A 19,797-nucleotide genomic window follows, 5' to 3' on the forward strand; every position below is an offset into this window, starting at 1 on the left:
CAGGAAATCACTATGAGTTGCCAAGAGAAAATGACTTACTCTACTTTTTGTCGCAGTCAAAATAACGCGCTAAAAGAGCCGATGTTTTTTGGTCAAAATGTTAACGTAGCGCGCTACGATCAGCAAAAATTCCCGATTTTCGAAAAACTCATTGAAAAGCAACTAAGCTTCTTTTGGCGTCCAGAAGAAGTCGATTTGTCGAGCGATCGCGCCGAGTTTGCCAACCTGCCCGACAATGAAAAACATATTTTCTTAAGTAACCTTAAATACCAAACGCTATTGGATTCGGTACAAGGGCGCTCGCCCAACGTCGCGCTGCTACCGATTGTCTCCATTCCAGAACTCGAAACCTGGATTGAAACCTGGTCATTTTCAGAAACCATTCATAGCCGCTCCTATACCCACATTATTCGTAACATCGTGACGGATCCAAGCGTGGTATTTGACGATATCGTCACTAATGATGAGATTGTTAAACGCGCCATTTCGGTCACTGAACATTACGATGAATTAATCTTCTTAACCAACACCCTTTACTCACAAGCGATTGATATTGAACAAGATGCGGTCTTTCGCAAAAAAATCAAGCGCGCCCTTTATTTAACCCTCGTGTCGGTGAATGTCCTTGAAGCCATTCGTTTTTACGTTTCCTTTGCATGTAGTTTTTCATTTGCCGAACGCTCGCTTATGGAAGGCAACGCCAAGATTATCAAACTGATTGCCCGCGATGAAGCCTTGCATTTGTCAGGCACTCAACACATGCTCAACCTATTGCGCAATGGCGATGACGACCCTGAAATGGCCGCAATTGCCGCTGAAGAAGAAGAGGCCATCATCAACATCTTTAAAGATGCCGCAGAACAGGAAAAGCAGTGGGCCGCGTATCTGTTCAAAGATGGCTCTATGATTGGCTTAAACACCAAAATTCTGCAGGACTATGTTGAATACATTACTAACGTGCGTTTAAAAGCACTTAACTACCCCACTATTTTCCAGCAGCGTAGCAACCCCTTACCCTGGATGAATAACTGGTTGGTCAGTGATAATGTTCAAGTCGCCCCACAAGAATCAGAAATCAGCTCTTATCTGGTTGGTCAAGTGGACACCAACGTCAGCAAAGACGACTTTGGTGGCTTTTCACTGTAAGTTGAATCCATTCAACTTAATCGAGTTGACAATGCGCAAGGCGCTTAAAGCGCCAGGCCGCAAATAATTTATAGGCTATTCGTGCTAGCTGCAGCAGGCCTGGTAGCGCGACAATGCGTGCCAGCACCGACCAAACTCCACCCAACCCGCGCCAAATCACTAAAAAAGCATCCACGCCAAGATGCCAGTGCCCTTGCGCATCTTGCACGTGCAAATGTTTCAGCGCGGTTTGTAGGCTGATACCTTGCTGCGCTAAATCATCCGCAGACTGGGTAATATCAATCCACTCAAACACATCGGCAGGCTGAATTTTTTGATAATAGGTTATTTCACGCCGACACAAACCACATAAGCCGTCGTAATAAACGCGAATCAAACCCTTGATTTGGTGTTGAGCCACGATAGGTCTCCGTTAATAAAAAATATCTCTTATTATCTTGTTTATAGGGCTTTGTCGCAAGACGCCAATGCAGGGATTAATTTTTCTTGACCTTTGATATAAAATTAACTGATACCCATATACAATATATTTATGTAGAATCCACAATTGATGTCATCTTAAGACTTTTGTAATAGTCTTGAGACTTAAACAAATTAATATGGGTATTGAAATTATCTATCCATTTTCATGAGGATTTTACGATGGAACTCATTGGACTGTTCCCTACCTGGTACGAACCCGCTGTCGGTTCGGGCTGGGTGGTCGGCTTTATCGCCACGTTTCACATTCTTGCCTCACACACTTCGGTGGGTGCGGCCTTGTTATTTGCTTATCTGTCTTACCGTGCTTGGAAAGACGATCGCGATGATTATCTCGATTTTGTTAAAAAGTACGGTCTCTTTCTGTTGGTGTTCACCTATGTCGCCGGCTCGTTAACCGGGGTCGGCATTTGGTATTCCACCACCGTCGCTAGTCCAAATGGTATTGGCGCACTGATTCACTCGTTTGTGTGGAAATGGGCGACCGAATGGGTGTTCTTTGTGATCGAAGTTATCGGAATTTATATGATTGTGTATCTGGTCGGCAAGGTCGATAAGAAAACCCATATGAAAATTTCGGTGATTTTTGGTATCGCCTCCTTCGCCACTATGGTGATTATTGTCGGCATTCTGTCGTTTATGATGGTGCCGGGCAAAGAAGCTTGGTTTGAAGACGGCGGTTATCTGCTTGGCTTCTATGGTGACAACACCTTTATTCAGTTGGCGATGCGGGCGATGTTTATGCTCACCATGACCGCCGTGGTCGGGGGCATTATTGTTGCCGGGATCAAAGATCAAGCCTTCAAAAAAGAAATGACCCGCAAACTCGGTTGGCTGGGGATTATCGCCACCCTGTTAGGCGCAGCCATGTTCCAGCTTTATCTGAATTCCGTACCTGACTATGCGTTATTGGTGATGGAAAACCGTTTGCCGGATTACTTTGGCCCGAGTATCGCCATTGTATTAGCCCTCACGATTGGTTATTTCGTACTGACCATGGTGCAACCGAAGTTTTTGGTCAGCGGCTTTGCCGGCACCATGGCGATTGTAATTTTGGTCGCCGGACTTTGGCCGGAAGAAACGGCGCGTGAATCCATGCGTAAGCCTTGGGTAGCGGGTCAATATGTGTATTCCAACCAAGTTATTGGCCGTGATGTACCGGGCATGGATATTCAATCGCAACTGCCCTTGATTGAAAAAGTGGGCATTCTTAAGGCGCATCCGTTCACACCGGAACATCTGCAAACAGTCAATGACGGCAATAAAATCCAAGCCGGTGAATTTATCACCATGACCTATTGCGCTAACTGTCACTCGGTCAGCGATTCCGGTATTCGCCCGTTACATCGTTACTTCCCTGACCAGGTGACTCAAGAAGTGATGGCGCGCTATATCCGAGGCGCATTAGTGCCCGGCAATATCGCCTATATGCCAAAAATGCCGATGTTGGAATCGGAGGTGCAAGCGATTGCCGCCTATCTAACCAAAATCAACAATGACGGTTTAGCTGCCACCAATCTGGCGATTAGCGAAGAAATCGCTAACCGTGAAGCCAAGCAATTGGCGGATAAAGCAGGCCTGGTGGTGAGCATGAAATCATCTGCAGAGGAGATGCAATAATGGAAGTCGCACAATTAACTGACATGATGTACGCCCTGCGCAATCCGGCGGGCGTGCCTTTTTACCCGATTGTGTTTATCGCGTTGGGGGTGTTAACCTTTGCCATGCACATTTTCTTTGTGCAACTCATGCTAGGCACCGGTGCGATCACCGCCTACGGTGCGTTTAGCAATAACCCCTACTGGCAACGTCTTGCCAGCGCGATGCTCGAAATCGCCAAGGTCTCAGTTTCGGTTGCCATCGTCATCGGGGTCGCGCCCCTGCTGTTTGTGCAGGTGGTCTATGACCCGCAATGGTACACCGCTAATGTGTTATCCGCACGCTGGGTCATCGGCTTTATTGTGATTATGATCATGGCCTACTGGTTGATGTATTACTACTATTTCCGCAATGGCAAATTTGGCCAGGGTGCGGATAAGCCCAAAGCGCGCTGGTCGATTATTGCCAGTCTGCTGGTGTTTTTAGTGGCGGGTTGGATTATGCACAGCCTCACCTCGCAAATGTTGCACCCTGAACTTTGGCAGCAGTGGTATGTACCTAATGGCGCAATGGATACCACCGGTTCACAATTGCATGCCAACAATCCATGGCGCTTTGCCTTCTTTATCCTAACGGCGATTCCGGTTGCCGGTGCAATGCTAGTCGCCTACCGCCGCTTTAAATCAGTGCGCGATGATGCCGATCACGCTTATTTAGACTGGGCGGCTGAGTTAGGTAAAAAATGGCTTAAAGTCGGTTCATTATTGGTGTTGATTCCGTATCTTGGCTGGATGCTGACCCTGCCGGAAACCGCTGAAAACTTTGCCGGCTCGATCTGGAGCATCTTACCTGCGTTAGGCTTTATCGGCTTAGCGGTCTGGTCACACCTACGCTTAAACGACGCTAAATCCATTTGTAATTATATGGTGTTAGCAATGGCGTTTATTGCGGTGTTATTGCCATCGATTGGCCGCGAGGTGTTGCGTTATGACATTCTGAACGGTTTCTTTGGCTATAACTTCTTTGACTATAAGGTGATGATTGACTGGTACTCCACCCTTTTGTTCTTCGGCACTTTTGCCGTGGTCGGCGGTGCGGTATTAGGTTATTTCCTCACCATCGCTTGGAAAGTCGGTCAAAGCAAGGGCGTATATGTGCCTAGCCCAGCTGTTGACCGTGCCGGTACGATTGCGATTTGGGTGATTTCGCTGTGGATGGTGCATTTCTTTGTGCTCGGTTTTTGGGTTTGGGTGCAATAAGGAGACAATGATGAAGATTAAAAATCAACTTTTAAAAACGGCTTTAGTCGCTTGTTTGGCGCTACCAGGCCTGGTCATCGCCGCCGAAGCCAAGCTCAGCGATGCAGAAGTGAACGAAATCAATGCCCAGTTCCCGATGCCAAGCGGCAAAATGCTTGGCGATAGCTGTGCCGCCTGTCATGGCACCCTTGGCGCCGAGTTTAACGAAGGCATGCCGCCGTTAGCGGGTATGGACCGCCAACATTTTATTGACCTGATGAAGGCGTTTCGTCAAGGCGATTTTCCGACCATTGTGATGCACGATGTCGCTTATGTGTACACCGATGCCGAAATTGAGGCAATGGCGGATTATTTTGCCTCGCTTCCGGCAGAACAATGGCCTGCGCCGAACATAACCGAATCGGCCTTTTTAAATCCTGACGGCACAATCAAACAAATCGGAGGTGCACAATGAGCTCTTCACAATCTATGCTAAGTCGCCGTGATTTGATTAAACGCTTTGGCGCGGCAGCGGTGGCTGGCACCGGCCTGTTTGGTTTTAGCAACCAGGCCTGGTCAAGTAAATCGGCACATATTGTTATTGTCGGTGGCGGCATCGGTGGTGCGGCCACCGCCAAATACTTGCGCCTCGCCCATGGCAAGGTTCGCATTACTCTGGTAGAGCCGAACCCAGAATACACCTTCTGCCCGGGCAGTAACGAGGTATTTAACGGTCACGAAACCTTAGAAAACCTGACCTTTAACTATGACACCATGCGCCAGCGTTATGGCGTCAATGTGATTCAAGACAAGGCGGTAGCGATTGATTACGCAAAACGCCAGTTGCGTCTTGGGTCGGGAGAAAACGTCAGCTACGACAAGCTGGTGGTATCGACCGGACCAGATTTTATCTATGACGCAGTTGAGGGCTATAGTGCCGCCCATGCAGCAGGCGATTTGCCACATGCTTGGAAAGCAGGCGCACAAACCGCCAAGCTCAAAGCGCAACTTGATGCCATGCCACAAGGGGGTGTATTTGTGATGTCATCACCGGATGGCGCCTATCGTTGCCCACCGGCTCCTTATGAGCGGGTCTCGATGATTGCCGATCAACTATCGCGCACCAATCCCACCGCGAAATTAATTATTCTCGATTCTAAAAACCGCTATACCTTCCAGGAGCACTATGAACACTACTGGACAGAGCGCTATGGCTTTGGCACCGAAAATGAAGTCATTAGCTGGGTGGCGGAAAAGGATGGTGGCCGTGCAGTTAAACTCGATGCGCGCAATAAAACCCTGATCACCGCCAGTGGTGAAAAAATTAAAGCGGATGTCATCAATATTATCCCCCCGCACAAAGCATCAAAGTTTGCGATAGATGCAGGCCTGGCACAAGGTCAGCGTTGGGTGGATTTTGAAGCCAAAACCTTTAAATCCTTAGTAGACCCGAATGTCTATGTAATTGGCGATATGGTGAATGCCCCGATGTCGAAAACCGGCATGATTGCCAGCAACCAAGCCAAGGTGGTGGTCGAATCGATTGTTGCCGACTTGGAAGGCCGTGAACCCGGCACGCCGTTTATTGCCAATAACTGTGTGGCCATTATTTCCGATGACTATGGCATGACCATTGCCGACACCCATCGTTTTGCCGGTGACCGTTATTTGGTGCAACAGCGCATTTCCGAGGTGACGGATAACCCCTATGTTCGCCATATCCGCGCTGACTTAGCGAAAAACTGGCAACGTACTTTCCGCAAAGAAATCTTTCACTAAGGCCAAGGAGACTAACATGACCAAAACCAACCGTTTATCAAACGCCCTGGCCGGTGCATTATCCGCTTTGCTGATCAGCACAGCCGGTGCAAGCTTGGCCGCCGAACCTAAAGTTGAGGCGAAGGCTTGGACACATATCGAATGGAACCAAGCCCTCAGCGAAATGCCGCAAGGTGACGCGTTACGTGGTGCACAATTACACCGCGATGGTCTCTGTATGACGTGTCACGGTGACGCTGGTGTCGCGCCCTCACGCAATGCGCCCAGCCTAGCCGGACAGACCAAGGAATACACCTACAAAACCCTACTGGATTATCAATCTGGTTTGCGTAATGAAGGGGATGGCAAGGCCAAACTGATGCAAGCCGCCACCCTGCCGATGTCCAACCAAGACATGGCGGATCTCGCGGTTTATTATGCGCAGCAGGCGTTGCCGATTCGGGTCACACAACCGCAGACCGAACCAAAAATAGATCACATGATCCGCAAGGGTGAAGTCAATCGGATGATTATCGCCTGTGCATCTTGTCACGGCGCACATGGTGAAGGCAATGGCATTACCCCTGCCCTTGCCGGTCAAACCAGCGACTATTTTGTGCGCACCATGCAGGCTTACCGTGACAAAAAACGCCGCAATGACATTCACGAAGGCATGGCGCAGTTCGCCTATGAATTGACCGATGCCGAAATTCAAGCACTCGCCGATTATTACGCCGGACTTGGTTATCAAGGAGGTGCCAAATGAACGGAATCAAAGCCATTATCTGGGGCATTATCCTCACCTTCGGCTCAATTGCCCTCATTTGGCTGTTGAGCCTACTTACTGTTGTGTCAACTTAAACACAACAACATCCAAATCCTTCTCCTCAGGATAGCCCGCTTCGGCGGGTTTTTTGTTAGCCCCTAAAATTGATAACGCACCCCTAATCCCGCGCCCACAGTCGGCTCAAGATCATACGTATCTTGTCGATTGCCGCGCTGATTATAGGTTTCAAACTCATAAAACGGAATATAGCGCAAACTAGCAAATACTTCCCATGCCGGCGCAGGGCGATGAATCAATCGAATATCGGTTTGCCAATTACTAATCTCAACATAACCATCGGCTTCAATGACACTGTCTTTGGCTAATTTTGCCAAGATTCGTTGATAGGCCAAGCCTGCGCTCACTTGCCAGTCAGCCGCAAAACCATAATTAACAAAACTACGCGGAAAACCGAGCGTGGCACTCCAGCCTTCAAACTCATTGGCGCGATAACTCAAACCTACCGCCGGTAAGATACGTGATTGCACAGGATGATAGCGATAACTAAAACCAGCAATAATATCCAAATCCGGATTAAGACTATAAAAACCTAAACTCAACAAATTGACACTGGTTGCATCATTCATCTTCTTTTCATAGTTCACCCCCAAACCCAACGTATTGAGCCAACGCCAACTTGGATTAATCCTGGCCATATAACCGGTGCTAATATTAAAAGATTCAAGCTGTTTTATCGGCTTGGTCTGCTGGTCACCAAAAGGCAGCTCGGCTATATTTTTAGTATCAATATTCCAATGTTGGTAGTCCATGCTGATATAACGATTAGAGATCTTAAGTTTAGCGACATCCAATGACAATTCACCGCGACTGTTGTCAAATCGTGACGATTGAAAATTATCATACTCAAATTCAATCGCGGGCTTCCAGGCCAAGGATTGATCATCATTAGCCGCATAAATGACTGTGTTATAACTGACCAGGCCTGCTAAAACGGCCATATATCGAATTTTCAAATCCAACCTCCAGGGTTATTTCACTAGGGTCTTGTGCCATCACGCTTAGTACACGAAGGTTTACATCAAAACACATCAAGACTAAACTGTTGTTAAGTATAAACATTTCGATTTAGCAAGAGCGATTAGATTATGGACATAGGTGGAAGCTTGGCTTACATTCCGTCTGCTTGGGCGCCCAAGGCCACCTCTGCACTCAATACCCAACAGAGTCAGCCGGTACCTATCACACCCACTGCAACAGCAGACGAAAGCGCTAATCCGTCTATATCATCCCCAACTAGTCAAAATCCTTTAGCGGCTAGCGATACCGCCACCGATCTTCGTGAAGATGCCAAAGAACGTCAGCAGCGCCAAGCCTATGAACAAGTGATAGCGCAATTACAAGCACGTGACCGGGAGGTCAGAGCGCATGAACAGGCGCATCTTAGTGCCGCTGGACCCTATGCGACAGGCGGCATTCAATATGATTATCAGACTGGGCCAGATGGCCAGCTTTATGCTGTCGGAGGCTCGGTTGGGATAGACACATCACCCATTCCAGGTGACCCTGAAGCGACCATGCAAAAAATGCAAGTTGTGCAACGCGCAGCCCTAGCTCCAGCTGAACCCTCTGGCCAGGATATCAAAGTGGCCGCTCAAGCGGCACAACAAGCGGCTCAAGCACGAATTGAATTACAAAACGAAAGTACACAACAAGTCAGTGAAGATGATACTAGCCTTAATGAACGCAACCTATTTGAGGCGCGCCTCTTGTTGCAAAGCAGCTAAGTATTCAAGCATCCGCTATTATCCATTTATTTCGTCCACTTTCTTTTGCCTCATACAGAGCGCTGTCGGCCTCTTTTAATAACGCATTTGCGTCATCAGCATCATTAAGCTTGGCACTCGCGCCCCCTAAACTAATGGTGATCCACTTAGACGCGTCGGAATAATCATGCGGAATCTGTAAATCTTCAACCGCTTTACGCAAAGACTCAGTGATAGATGCGACACCTTGTGCATCGGTCTCGGGTAAAATCACTGCAAACTCTTCACCACCATAACGCGCCACGAGGTCTGCCGGCCGCTTGATAATCGACTTGAGGGATTGGGCTACTCGCACTAGACAATTATCGCCTTTGCCGTGCCCATAGTTGTCATTAAAGGCTTTAAAGTAGTCAATATCTAGCATAATCAACCCTAAAGGTTGACCGCTACGTGCTAAACGCTGACTTTCTTTGCTCAAAGTTGTATCAAACAACCGTCTATTGGCTAAATGGGTTAAACCATCTATCTGTGACATCTGCTCAAATAAGTCTGTTTTTAACTTTAATGCCAAATGATTGCGCACTCTCGATTTCACGATGGGTAGGTGGAAAGGCTTAGAAATATAATCCACTGCACCTAAATTCAGTCCTTTTTCCTCATCATGCTTTTGGTCAAGTGCAGACACAAAGATAATAGGAATATTTTGCGTCTCAAGATCATTTTTTAACGCCTGACACACTTGATAGCCGTCCATATCAGGCATCATAATATCCAGTAAGATCAAATCTGGATAAGGCTTGGATCTTGCAAGCTCTAAGGCTTTATAACCCGAGTTAGCCACTTTAATACGGTAGTCCGCTCTTAAACTGTTGGCTAAAATTTTGACATTTGTAGGGGCGTCATCAACAATCAAAATAAGTGGCTTCTCATCATGCATGAGTGCCGCCACTTGGTTATTGATAGCAGTATCACCCGAATGTATTGCGATAGGATCTTCTACCACTGCATCAGACGCTTCGTCCACGGGCTGCTCCGCTTCGGACTGCCAATCTAAATAAGTCATTAACACCTGCTGCAACTGGACCTGGTCAATAGGTTTAGCGAGATGCGCATCCATGCCTGCCGCCAAGGCTTTTTGCTTATCCTCAACCATGGCGGCAGCGGTTAAGGCAATAATCGGTAAGGTTTTATTAAAACTACGAATGGCTTGTGTTGCCTGATACCCATCCATCACCGGCATTTGAATGTCCATCAACACCAAGTCATAATTATGCTGTTTAACCGCCGCAACACCTAGCTCACCATTCTCCGCAAAAGAAACCTTGAGATTCAGCATTGATAACATTTCATTGGCGACTTCGCGGTTTATTTCATTATCCTCCACAACCAGGATATGGTGCCCTTTAAAGCTAACCGATGCTGCCGCATCCATCACACCTAACTGATTCAACCGTCCAAATTCAGTCAACGCATCATACAGGCCAGAAGGCGTGAAAGGCTTATACAACACTGGTATATCTGTGATACCGGCATCAATCTCACCCAGATCATCACCAACACTCAATACTAACAAGGCAGGCAGCGTACGATCCTGATCAGCAGCTGAATAGATGCTCTTAACCTGTTGCAACAATTCATAACCATTAAATGAATTTTGAATATCGTTATCAACAATCACCATCTTATAAAAACGGTCATCTTCGAGGTGATGATTGATGAATTGATAGGCCTCTTCTGCCGATTGCGCCTCATCGACCTCGACTTGCCAAGAACTCAGAATTTGTACTAATACATCACGCGACCTTGACTGATGATCAACAATCAACGCGCGACAAGGGCCTGGATCACAATAAAAACGGTGCTTTGCTTGCTGAACTTGCTCTACTACCGGCAGTAATAAATCAAAGCTAAACACCGAACCCTTATTCTTCTCTGACTCAATCGCAATATCAGAGCCCTGCATTAAGTGCACTAATCGTTGACTGATGACTAAGCCTAACCCAGAACCACCATGCTTACGAGTAATCGAGGTATCCGCTTGTACAAACGCCTTAAACAAGTTATTACGTTGTTGCTCAGTCATACCCAAGCCTGTATCACGCACTGCAAACACTAATTTAGCATAATCGCCTCTCAATGAATCACAGCTTATGCACAGCTCAACTTCGCCCCTATCGGTAAATTTAATCGCGTTACCGACTAAATTTGTTAAAACCTGAGTTAGTCGCAAGCTATCCCCTTTAAAAGATACGGGGACATTTGAATCAACATTAAAAATCAATTCAATATCCTTTGCGGCCGCTTGCTCCGTAAACAATACCGACAGTTGATCTAAAACCTGAGATAGCTCAAATTCAATCTGCTCTACCTCCATGCGCCCACTTTCAATTTTTGAAAAATCTAACACATCATTGATAATACGCAGCAGTAGCTGACCTGCATTGTGCATTTGCAAGGTGCGTCTCGATGCACTATTAGACAGGCTAGTGTCATTAAGCAGCACGCTGCTTAAACCAATCACCGCATTAAGCGGCGTTCTAATTTCATGACTCATATTGGCCAAAAATTCCGATTTGGCGCGACTAGCCTGATCTGCGCTTAACTTCGCCTCCGATATCTCGATTAAGGCCTGGTGCTGTCTAGCAAGTAAGCGGTTGAATGCCAGCATTAGACGCCCCAACTCATCGTGCCTATCTATCTCAATATCGACTTTACGCTGGAAATCATCGACAGCCAATCCATCAACCTGATCAGCATAATCTTCTAAAGGCTGCAACAAATGCTTTAAAAAACGGTTTAATAGCAACATGGTAATAATTAAGATGATTGCTAAAAACCCATACAAAGTAATCAACAGCGTGACTAAAGGCGCAAAAAGCTCCGCGGTCGATATACGATTGACCACATGCCACGAAAAACCTTCAATCGGCGAACTACTAAACATAAATCGTTCACCTTGGTCATTGTGGGCAAAACCAGAGCCAACGCCAGACATCACCGCCTGCAAACACTCACAGCTTTCGGCATGCGATGACAAAGGCGTATAAACTAAATTTCGATCATAGGCAGAGACAATTAAATCCTGTTCAATATCAATGACAAACATACCGCCAAGGGGTTCAACAGAGTAACGAATAGCTAAATCAGCTAGAAAATTATCTTCGTGTAGCAGTGTTATGCCAAACAACACACCCACCACCTGGTTTTGGTTATCTATTATGGGCACAGCGATATTGAATATGGGTTGTCTTAGCACCTTACCTGTTATGGGTGGCGTTATAACCGACTGCCCGGTGCTAAACACCTGTTGAATAAACTGACGATTGCTCACATCCGTGCCCAATCTATTTGCAATAACCGGTGCATCATTAATAATCATGCCGTGCTGATCAACTACTACCAAACCATTATTAAAAAAAGTATGCAAACGGACACGGTTCTCTAATAACCTTTGAATTTCCTGCTCAGGCAACAATCCATTATCACCAACCAAATGCACAGCAAAACCTTGCAAGGTATCAATGCGGTCTCGCATTTCATCTTGAATAATACTGGCTACTGTCGTATTGGCTCGCTGTTGCTCAGTAATTAAGGACTGTTTGGTCTCTTGATAAACCAACCAACCGATCAAACCACTGACCAGAATAAAGACCACTAACAGGGTCAACTGGACAAATAAGATCACCCTGTTTTTTAAACTAGCATGTAATGATAAGCCCATTAATCAACCCTTTTAATCCCTGCAGCTTTTTCTGCAACGTCTTCTTTGTGTGCTTTTTTCAATGGAATTTTAAAACTAAAACAGAAGCCTGTTTGCCATACCGACTCAATGATCAGTGGGTTACCGCCCAATGCCTTAATCAATTTTTCTGCAATCACCAAGCCAAGCCCTGTTCCCCCATAACGCTGGGTAATTGAGTTATCTGCTTGACTAAAAGGTTGCAGTAATCGTGCCTGTTGCTCACGGGTCATACCAATCCCCGTATCTGTTACGGCAAAACATAAGCAGGCTTGCTGATTATCAGCATGGTGTTCTTCAACAACTTCTAGGGTGATCTCACCTTGCTCGGTAAACTTAATCGCATTATTGAGTAGATTATTAAGTATTTGCTTTAGCCTGAGCTCATCCGTCATTATATACTGAGTTGTATCGAGTTGGACGTGCAACTTAAACACCAGCCCTTTTTGCTTGGTTATGGGACCATGTATCTCTAGTAAGCTTTTCAATAAGGTTTTAAGCTGAAAAGCACTTGGTTCAATGGCAACCTTATTGACTTCAATTTTAGAAAAATCTAACACATCATTTAGGATAGCTAACAATGATGGCCTGACTGTTGAATCTTCGCTAACAAACGATTAATTTTGGTATCTTTTGACTGGGCTATTGCCACCTGAATTAAGCCTAGGATGCCATTCATTGGCGTGCGCACTTCATGACTCATATTAGCCAGAAAAGCCGACTTGGCTTCACTGGCTGCCTGCGCCTCAACTAAAGCTTGTTTTAAGGCTATAAATGCTTTTTGCGCTGATTTAACATTCAACCGCTTCATGAGAGGTCATGCGCTTGACAGTGATTTAATTTAATAAACGCATCAGCGGCAAGCGGCGGACTACATAAATAGCCCTGATAACTGTCACAACCGTATTTTTTCAACCACGCCAGCTGATCCGGTTGTTCCACGCCCTCTGCAATCACATCAAAGCCCAGGTTATGCGCCAACTCTATAATCGCTTTTGACAATTGCTGTTTTTTACTATCGTCTAAAATATTATCAATAAACTGTTTATCTATCTTTAGCTTACTTAAGGGTAAGTTATGCAAATAGACCAACGACGAATAGCCTGTTCCAAAGTCATCTAACGCAATCCTCACCCCCATGTTGCGGAGTTTTTGCATAGCGTTAACGGTTTCTTGCTCTTGTCGAATTAACACCGATTCCGTTAACTCAAGCTCTAAGAGCTCAGCAGGGTAACCTGTTTCCATTAATAAGTCTTTAACCTTGTCCACAAAGTCTGGCTGTTGCCATTGCGATGCCGCTACATTGACCGCAAGAACGCGACCCGGATAGCCGGCGGCTAACCACATAGCACCCTGCTCTAACACATTACGCATGACCCAATCACCCAGTCGGGTAATCAGGCCAATTTCTTCACAAATCGGAATAAAGTGCGCTGGCGACACTAGCCCGATTTCAGGATGACGCCAACGCACCAATGCTTCTGCCGATTCAATGTGTCCGCTAGCCAGATTCACTTGCGGTTGATAGTAAACTTCAAATTGATTTTGTAGCAGCGCCTGTTTTAATTGCGCTTCCATCACCAAGCGTTCTTGCGCCTTATAAGTCATGCCCATGTCGAAAAAAAAAAAACCGCCCCGACCTTCATGTTTGGCCTGATACAAAGCCGTGTCCGCTTGCTGCAACAACTCCTCTGCACTTAACGCCGGATTTTGTAACATACTAATTCCAACCGTTGCGCTCAGACTTATCTCGATGCCATTACTTAAGTGTAGTGGGTTAGCCAACTCGGCAATAATAGCGCTGGCAATCCGCGCGGCATCTTCAGGCTGCTGGAGTTCATCCAAAACAAGCACAAACGTATTGCCCCTTATTCGGGACACCATATCCGTTTTACGGCGCCCTTTCTGCAACAAACTGGCTATGAGCTTAAGTACCTCATCCCCCAAACTTTGACCATAGCTATCATTAATATTTTTAAACCGGTCAATGTCTATGGCTAATACCGCTAAATGCTCACCCCTCTGTGGCGGTTTAACATAACGAGACAAGGCTTGATGCAAATGAATAATGAGTAATTGTCGGTTGGCCAGATTAGTTAACGGATCATGATGTGACATGTAATCGAGCTGCCGTTCGGAATCTTTAAGCTTAGAAATGTCTGCAAACACCCCAATGTAATGGGTTATATTTCCCGAATCATCCGCCAAACTTGAAATGCTCAGCCATTCTGCAACCAGATCACCATTTTGTTTGCGATTCCAAATTTCACCTTGCCAATTTCCAGATTCTTTTAAATCCTGCCACATCTGGCGATAAAAATCCTCAGTGTGTCGCCCTGAACGCAACAATCCAGGTGTTTTGCCGACAACCTCTGATTCCTGATAACCCAAAATACGCAAAAACGCCTGATTGACCATTTGAATTTCGCCACGAGAGTTAGTCAGCATAATCCCTTCACCGGTATGATCAAACACGGCCGCTGCCACTTTTAAATCCTCAAGCAAAGAACGTTGCTTTTCTTTCAGGCGCCGATACAACCAACTTAAAAAGAAAACGACCACTAGGCCAAACAACAGCGCTTGCAAAAAACTGCGCCATAGCAACGGCTGAACAATAATCTTTTTCTCCACAAACGACAACAGGCTCCACGGCATGGCGTCTAGCGTATTGCAATAAAGCCACACCGCTTGGCCTTGTTGATTCTGACAAGACATGTGACCTTCTGTTAAGCCCATTTCCTTCATTACAATTAAGCGCTCGAAGCCTTCTAGTGGCTGTGTTGACTGTGAAACACTGGCCGAACTCCTAATAGGCGTCTGTGCATAAATACGATTATTATCAAAGCGTATCAACAACGTTTGCGCGCTAGCCATACTACTAGGCCAAGATGTCATTAATGGGTCTATAAAATGACTGGGGTTAATGTGAAAAACTAGAAAAGCAATCGAATCAGTTTGATTGCCATCCAACCCAATAGGTGCAATTAAATCAAGGTGACGGTGTCCATGCTTATCAACAAAAATATCGGTCAAAATCGGTTTAGCGCGTTCTACTGCCAAAGGAAATAGCTCATGGGTTCGTGTTGGTAAATAGCTAAAGTGTTGACCGACATTTAACGACATCTGGCCATCGGGTAAGAATAGGGTAATTTGTTTATAGGGTTTGGCATCAAGAAATAGCTTCAGACGTTGTTTAAGCCTTTCTTGCGCAAGCGGATCGTTGAAACTTTTGGCTACCAAGTCGATAAAAAGTGGGTTATCCGTTAAAACAATAGCATCCGCTTGCCGCTCTTGTAACCAGTGTTCAAGTTGTTGGCTTTTCAAGCCATTCACTGCGCGCAATTCTTGAAAAGTAGAACGCTCCAGTGTTTGCAGTTGCCAATAAAAACTAGCCAAGCCAAAGGCTAATACTAAAAGCAAACCACCGATTACAAAATACAATCTATTCATCAAGGCTGCTGCAATTTTAAAGATTTAATAAGCTTACTCAAAACGATGGCGGCTTGATCAAAATCAAAGTCATCCAAATAAGCCATAATTTGTTGCCAGTCATCACGATTCGCCGAGGGTAAATGCTGCTCAATATGCGCTAACTCATCTTCAGCAATGTATTGACTGTCGTTTACCTTAACTAATAGCTCATCCAATAACTTGATTAAGTCTGCTTGACTAAAATCCGACTGCGCCGCCGGCTCGCCACTTGAATTTGAAAAAGCCCTATCTATATCACTTAAAGCCTGTTGCGTTGTCGAAAAAGCCTCTTCAAAACTTGTGATTAGGTCATCAGCAGGCCTGCTACGTTGTTTTAACGCCATATCAATGGCTTGGCTGGTCTGGTAAAGTTTGCTTAAAGCAAGGTTACCCGCCACACCTTTAAGGGCATGATTTTGTTGTTGCAATTCAGTCCAAGTTTCTTCACTTACAGACGCTGAATCAGCTGCAGCAAGCTTTTTAAGATAACTGACTAGGTTGATGTAGTCATGGCTCAACTGCTGATAAAATTTAGCCAATAGTTTTTTATAGAGGGCTTCGTTACCACCCAGCTGCACTAACCCTTGCTGACAATCAATAACGGTTGGATTAGCGCAAGCCTCTCCAGTTTCGTCAGACTCGGCAGTGTTTTGATTATGTTCCATATTAGCACTCACCTTCTGTAAGTAATGTTCTAACACCTGATAAAGCATGGCTCTATTGATTGGCTTACTCAAATGCTCATTCATTCCCGCAGCCAAGGCTTTTTGCTTGTCCTCAATCATTGCCGCAGCGGTTAACGCAATAATCGGTATTTTATCATTAAAGCTTCGAATTGCCCGAGTTGCTTGATATCCGTCCATAACGGGCATCTGAATATCCATTAATATCAAGTCAAATGACTCACTTTTAACCCTATCAACAGCCTCTTGACCGTTCTCAGCCAAGCTATAATTTAAACCTATTGATGCGAGGTGATAGCCCGCCACTTCTTGGTTAATTGGATTATCTTCAACCAGTAATACCTGACCAACCAAATTCGTAATGTTTATTGACTGATGCGTATCGGTTAAGTTTGCACTTGCCTCAGCAGTATTTGCTGAACTGTCTGCCAGTTGAACAGGCAAGGTAAAGCGAAAACAACTGCCCTCACCCCACTGCGATGCAACCTCGATCTGTTCAGCCCCCATTAAGCTGACCAAACGCTGGCTAATTACTAAACCCAAGCCAGTACCACCATGCTCACGTGTGATACTGGTATCGGCCTGGGTAAAGGCTTTAAACAAATTTTGCTGCTGCGCCTCGGTCATCCCAATACCAGTATCTGTTACACTAAAGGTTAAGCAAGTTTGTTGATTATGTGTTTTGGTCTCGTCTATCCTCAGGGTGACCATACCTTGTTTGGTAAACTTAAACGCATTGCTCAACAAATTCAAAAGCACTTGCCGCAAGCGCATTGAATCGGCAATTAAGGTTTGCTTAGTATCAACATCCGCCTCAATGATAAATTCAATGGGTTTATCCTTGAGGGTCGATTCGAATAAACTCTTAAAGCCATCTAGAATGCTATCAAGCACAAAAGGTTGCGGATCGAGTTGAAGCTTGCCAGCTTCAACTTTTGAAAAATCTAAAATATCATTAATAATGCCTAATAGCAGCTGACTTGAACTGGCTATCTTTTGTAACTGCAGATGCACCTGAGCGAGATCATTAGTATTAAGCGCCATTTCACTTAAACCAATAATTCCGTTAATCGGAGTGCGTATCTCATGGCTCATATTGGCTAAAAACTCTGATTTGGCTTGGTTAGCTTGCTCAGCCTCAACCTGAGCAGCCTTGAGTTGTTTTGCTAATGCCAGTTCATCGGTAATATCCTGCCCCACCGACTGAAAAAACTGCACCTGACTGTCATCATCAAAGAAAGCTTGCATCGTCCACTTCACATCACGAAGCTGCCCCTCTGCATTGGTCACCTGGTTAATATATTCTTGGACAGGCTGTTCGGGGGTGCAGCTAGCTAAGGCGGCTAAGGCTTCTTCTCTTGTAGGGGAGGGCAACATATCGGCCCATGGCACACCTTGAATTTGTTCTTGTGTCGCACCAAAGAAACGCGCGAGTGTTTGGTTACAATATAGCGTGGTGGTATCTGGCAAAAAACGGTTAATAAAAAACGGATGTTGCTCAACGAGGTTCAAATAGAGTGCTGTTTGCTCTTTTAATGCCTTGTCCTTTAACTTAGCTGCGGTGATATTTTGCTGAACACCCATTACTTCAATAGGCTCCCCTTTGGCATTATGCCGGGTTACCTTGCCCCGACCTTCCAACCAAGTCCAACTTCCTTTAGCATTTTTAAACCTAAATTGAACGCTAAAAGCACGATTTGACGCAATTTGTTGTTCGATTTTAGCGAATACCAGCTGGATATCATCAGGGTGCACCTTAGCTTGAAAACTTTCTAGCGAAACCTGAAAGGCTTGCGGTGCGTAACCTAAGATAGCAAAAGCCTGATCCGACCAGCTAATAGCATTAGTGGTTAAGTCCCACACCCAAAAACCTGTTTCAGAGGCATCCAAAGCCAGTTCAAGTTGCGCTTTACTATCCTGCGCCTGGCGTTTCGTTTCAATTTGATCGGTTTCATCGAGTAAATAACCATAGACATTAGTGACACGCCCTTCATCATCATACATTGGACGCGTGTAATCCATCAGCCAATGCACCTTACCCTGTTTATCAAATACCCGATACGACTGATTAATAAAGGGGCGTTGTGCAGCGATGGCCTCACTCAACTCTGCTTTGGTTTGCTCAAAATCGTCTGGATGAACAATCTGGGCAAACTCAAAACGACCATCGGTTAACTCTTCTGAGCTATAACCCAAAATATTCTTAACATTTTCAGAAACAAACCGAACCGGCCAGTTACCCTCTGGGTGCCAAATAAACAATAATACTGGCCCCTGCTTAAACAACTCCCGCTCTACTTGCAAGTGGCGTTGCTGCTCGCCTAAATATCGACGCCACTTATCATAAACCAAAGCAACCAAGTCTTTTTGGTGCAAAATACCCTGCACTTGACCGCCCTTAACAACCGCAAGACGCTTAATTTTTTTAGATCGACTTAGGTTAAGGGCGTCTTGAACACTCACATCCATGTTCACTGTAACCAGTGGCGAAACCATAATCCTTTCTACCAGCATATCACTAGGCATATTTTCAGCTAACGCATGGGTAATATCTCGCTGGGTCACAATCCCAACCGCTTGGTGATTACGCTCTATAATCGCAGCAGTTTGTTGATGGTCACGCAAGGTTAACAGCACATTTTTTAAGCTGCTTTGAACATCGACAGCTAGGTAGCAAGACAAATGCATGATATCCCTAATGCGCTTAAATTCGGTTAAATGACCTGGTTCCAAATGGGCCGCTAAATCAGAATAACTCACTATGCCACTAAGGTTTCCTTGCTTATCGAGCAAACACAAGTACTCAAAAGAACCTTGTTTTAATGCGTTCAATCCCTCAATCACTGACGCATCATCCGGCAAGCTATTGACCGGTTGCAAATCAAAGCAACCTAACGGTTGGTTAAAGTCTTGTTCTTGCAAGCGAAACGCAATTAACTCCCGGGCTGTCAGCATTCGCAACCCCTGCTGTCCAGTGATCACTAGGTCGCGCAAAGATTGCTGATCCATTAGGTCAACAGCGTACTGGAGACTTTGATTATCCGTTAAGCTAATGACTTTTTTAGTAGCAATACTAATCAGTGAAGGAAAAAACATAACTTATTACTCTTATTTTTTGGCGCAAACGCACAAG

At 45.5% G+C, this 19,797-nt stretch carries 14 protein-coding genes; 7 read left to right on the forward strand and 7 right to left on the reverse strand.

From position 1 onward, the window contains the following. The first annotated feature begins 12 nt into the window (after positions 1-12). Positions 13-1,146 (forward strand): class Ia ribonucleoside-diphosphate reductase subunit beta, encoded by a 1,134-nt coding sequence (gene nrdB, locus BM293_RS03410; protein WP_093446823.1) that lies wholly within the window; start codon positions 13-15, stop codon positions 1,144-1,146. A 16-nt stretch (positions 1,147-1,162) separates the two neighbouring features. Here the strand turns inward: nrdB and BM293_RS03415 are convergent, their stop codons facing one another. Beyond that, positions 1,163-1,546 (reverse strand): thiol-disulfide oxidoreductase DCC family protein, encoded by a 384-nt coding sequence (locus tag BM293_RS03415; RefSeq protein WP_093446824.1) that lies wholly within the window; start codon positions 1,544-1,546, stop codon positions 1,163-1,165. A 242-nt stretch (positions 1,547-1,788) separates the two neighbouring features. On the opposite strand from BM293_RS03415, the gene BM293_RS03420 reads away from it, so the two are divergent. Genes BM293_RS03420 through BM293_RS03440 form a run of 5 tightly spaced genes read left to right on the forward strand, consistent with a single transcriptional unit; the run spans position 1,789 to position 6,987 of the window. Then, complete coding sequence (locus tag BM293_RS03420; protein WP_093446826.1) at positions 1,789-3,246, forward strand: c-type cytochrome; 1,458 nt, start codon at positions 1,789-1,791, stop codon at positions 3,244-3,246. Then, complete coding sequence (locus tag BM293_RS03425) at positions 3,246-4,484, forward strand: hypothetical protein (RefSeq protein WP_093446827.1); 1,239 nt, start codon at positions 3,246-3,248, stop codon at positions 4,482-4,484. Before BM293_RS03420 ends, BM293_RS03425 begins: the two co-directional genes overlap by 1 nt. Before the next feature lie 10 nt (positions 4,485-4,494). Next, entirely contained in the window at positions 4,495-4,938 is a 444-nt protein-coding gene (locus BM293_RS03430; RefSeq protein WP_093446829.1) for a c-type cytochrome, read from the forward strand. Beyond that, positions 4,935-6,242 (forward strand): NAD(P)/FAD-dependent oxidoreductase, encoded by a 1,308-nt coding sequence (locus BM293_RS03435; RefSeq protein ID WP_093446831.1) that lies wholly within the window; start codon positions 4,935-4,937, stop codon positions 6,240-6,242. The genes BM293_RS03430 and BM293_RS03435 overlap by 4 nt, the downstream gene beginning before the upstream one ends. 16 nt (positions 6,243-6,258) lie before the next feature. Then, complete coding sequence (locus BM293_RS03440) at positions 6,259-6,987, forward strand: c-type cytochrome (protein WP_093446832.1); 729 nt, start codon at positions 6,259-6,261, stop codon at positions 6,985-6,987. Positions 6,988-7,145: 158 nt separating this feature from the next. Here BM293_RS03440 and BM293_RS03445 read toward each other — a convergent pair whose 3' ends face one another. After that, positions 7,146-8,021 (reverse strand): hypothetical protein, encoded by an 876-nt coding sequence (locus tag BM293_RS03445; protein ID WP_143607728.1) that lies wholly within the window; start codon positions 8,019-8,021, stop codon positions 7,146-7,148. 132 nt (positions 8,022-8,153) lie between these two features. Here BM293_RS03445 and BM293_RS03450 point away from each other — a divergent pair, with 132 nt between their 5' ends. Continuing rightward, positions 8,154-8,792 carry a putative metalloprotease CJM1_0395 family protein gene (locus BM293_RS03450; protein WP_093446835.1) on the forward strand — a complete coding sequence of 213 codons (639 nt, stop codon included), beginning with the start codon at positions 8,154-8,156 and terminating at the stop codon, positions 8,790-8,792. A gap of 4 nt (positions 8,793-8,796) precedes the next feature. Here the strand turns inward: BM293_RS03450 and BM293_RS03455 are convergent, their stop codons facing one another. Genes BM293_RS03455 through BM293_RS03475 form a run of 5 tightly spaced genes read right to left on the reverse strand, consistent with a single transcriptional unit; the run spans position 8,797 to position 19,760 of the window. Beyond that, positions 8,797-12,492: a response regulator gene (locus BM293_RS03455; RefSeq protein WP_093446837.1), complete on the reverse strand. Its 3,696-nt coding sequence runs from the start codon at positions 12,490-12,492 to the stop codon at positions 8,797-8,799. Beyond that, the gene (locus BM293_RS03460; RefSeq protein ID WP_093446838.1) at positions 12,492-13,091 is read right to left on the reverse strand and encodes an ATP-binding protein; all 600 of its coding nucleotides are present in this window, start codon (positions 13,089-13,091) and stop codon (positions 12,492-12,494) included. The genes BM293_RS03455 and BM293_RS03460 overlap by 1 nt, the downstream gene beginning before the upstream one ends. Beyond that, positions 13,085-13,321 carry a sensor histidine kinase gene (locus BM293_RS03465; protein WP_093446840.1) on the reverse strand — a complete coding sequence of 79 codons (237 nt, stop codon included), beginning with the start codon at positions 13,319-13,321 and terminating at the stop codon, positions 13,085-13,087. Before BM293_RS03465 ends, BM293_RS03460 begins: the two co-directional genes overlap by 7 nt. Further along, positions 13,318-15,960: a putative bifunctional diguanylate cyclase/phosphodiesterase gene (locus tag BM293_RS03470; protein WP_093446841.1), complete on the reverse strand. Its 2,643-nt coding sequence runs from the start codon at positions 15,958-15,960 to the stop codon at positions 13,318-13,320. Before BM293_RS03470 ends, BM293_RS03465 begins: the two co-directional genes overlap by 4 nt. Next, a complete protein-coding gene (locus BM293_RS03475) occupies positions 15,960-19,760 on the reverse strand; it encodes a PAS domain-containing protein (RefSeq protein WP_093446843.1) in 3,801 nt (1,266 codons plus the stop codon). Before BM293_RS03475 ends, BM293_RS03470 begins: the two co-directional genes overlap by 1 nt. Between the last annotated feature and the right edge of the window lie 37 nt (positions 19,761-19,797).

This window comes from Thiomicrospira sp. ALE5, assembly GCF_900112445.1.
Lineage (GTDB): Bacteria > Pseudomonadota > Gammaproteobacteria > Thiomicrospirales > Thiomicrospiraceae > Thiomicrospira.

Bases quoted from the DNA above. Each gene is read 5' to 3' on its own strand.
- nrdB (WP_093446823.1), top strand. From the start codon at position 13: ATGAGTTGCCAAGAGAAAATGACTTACTCTACTTTTTGTCGCAGTCAA.
- BM293_RS03420 (WP_093446826.1), top strand. From the start codon at position 1,789: ATGGAACTCATTGGACTGTTCCCTACCTGGTACGAACCCGCTGTCGGT.
- BM293_RS03425 (WP_093446827.1), top strand. From the start codon at position 3,246: ATGGAAGTCGCACAATTAACTGACATGATGTACGCCCTGCGCAATCCG.
- BM293_RS03430 (WP_093446829.1), top strand. From the start codon at position 4,495: ATGAAGATTAAAAATCAACTTTTAAAAACGGCTTTAGTCGCTTGTTTG.
- BM293_RS03435 (WP_093446831.1), top strand. From the start codon at position 4,935: ATGAGCTCTTCACAATCTATGCTAAGTCGCCGTGATTTGATTAAACGC.
- BM293_RS03440 (WP_093446832.1), top strand. From the start codon at position 6,259: ATGACCAAAACCAACCGTTTATCAAACGCCCTGGCCGGTGCATTATCC.
- BM293_RS03450 (WP_093446835.1), top strand. From the start codon at position 8,154: ATGGACATAGGTGGAAGCTTGGCTTACATTCCGTCTGCTTGGGCGCCC.
- BM293_RS03455 (WP_093446837.1), bottom strand. From the start codon at position 12,492: ATGGGCTTATCATTACATGCTAGTTTAAAAAACAGGGTGATCTTATTT.
- BM293_RS03465 (WP_093446840.1), bottom strand. From the start codon at position 13,321: ATGAAGCGGTTGAATGTTAAATCAGCGCAAAAAGCATTTATAGCCTTA.
- BM293_RS03470 (WP_093446841.1), bottom strand. From the start codon at position 15,960: ATGAATAGATTGTATTTTGTAATCGGTGGTTTGCTTTTAGTATTAGCC.
- BM293_RS03475 (WP_093446843.1), bottom strand. From the start codon at position 19,760: ATGTTTTTTCCTTCACTGATTAGTATTGCTACTAAAAAAGTCATTAGC.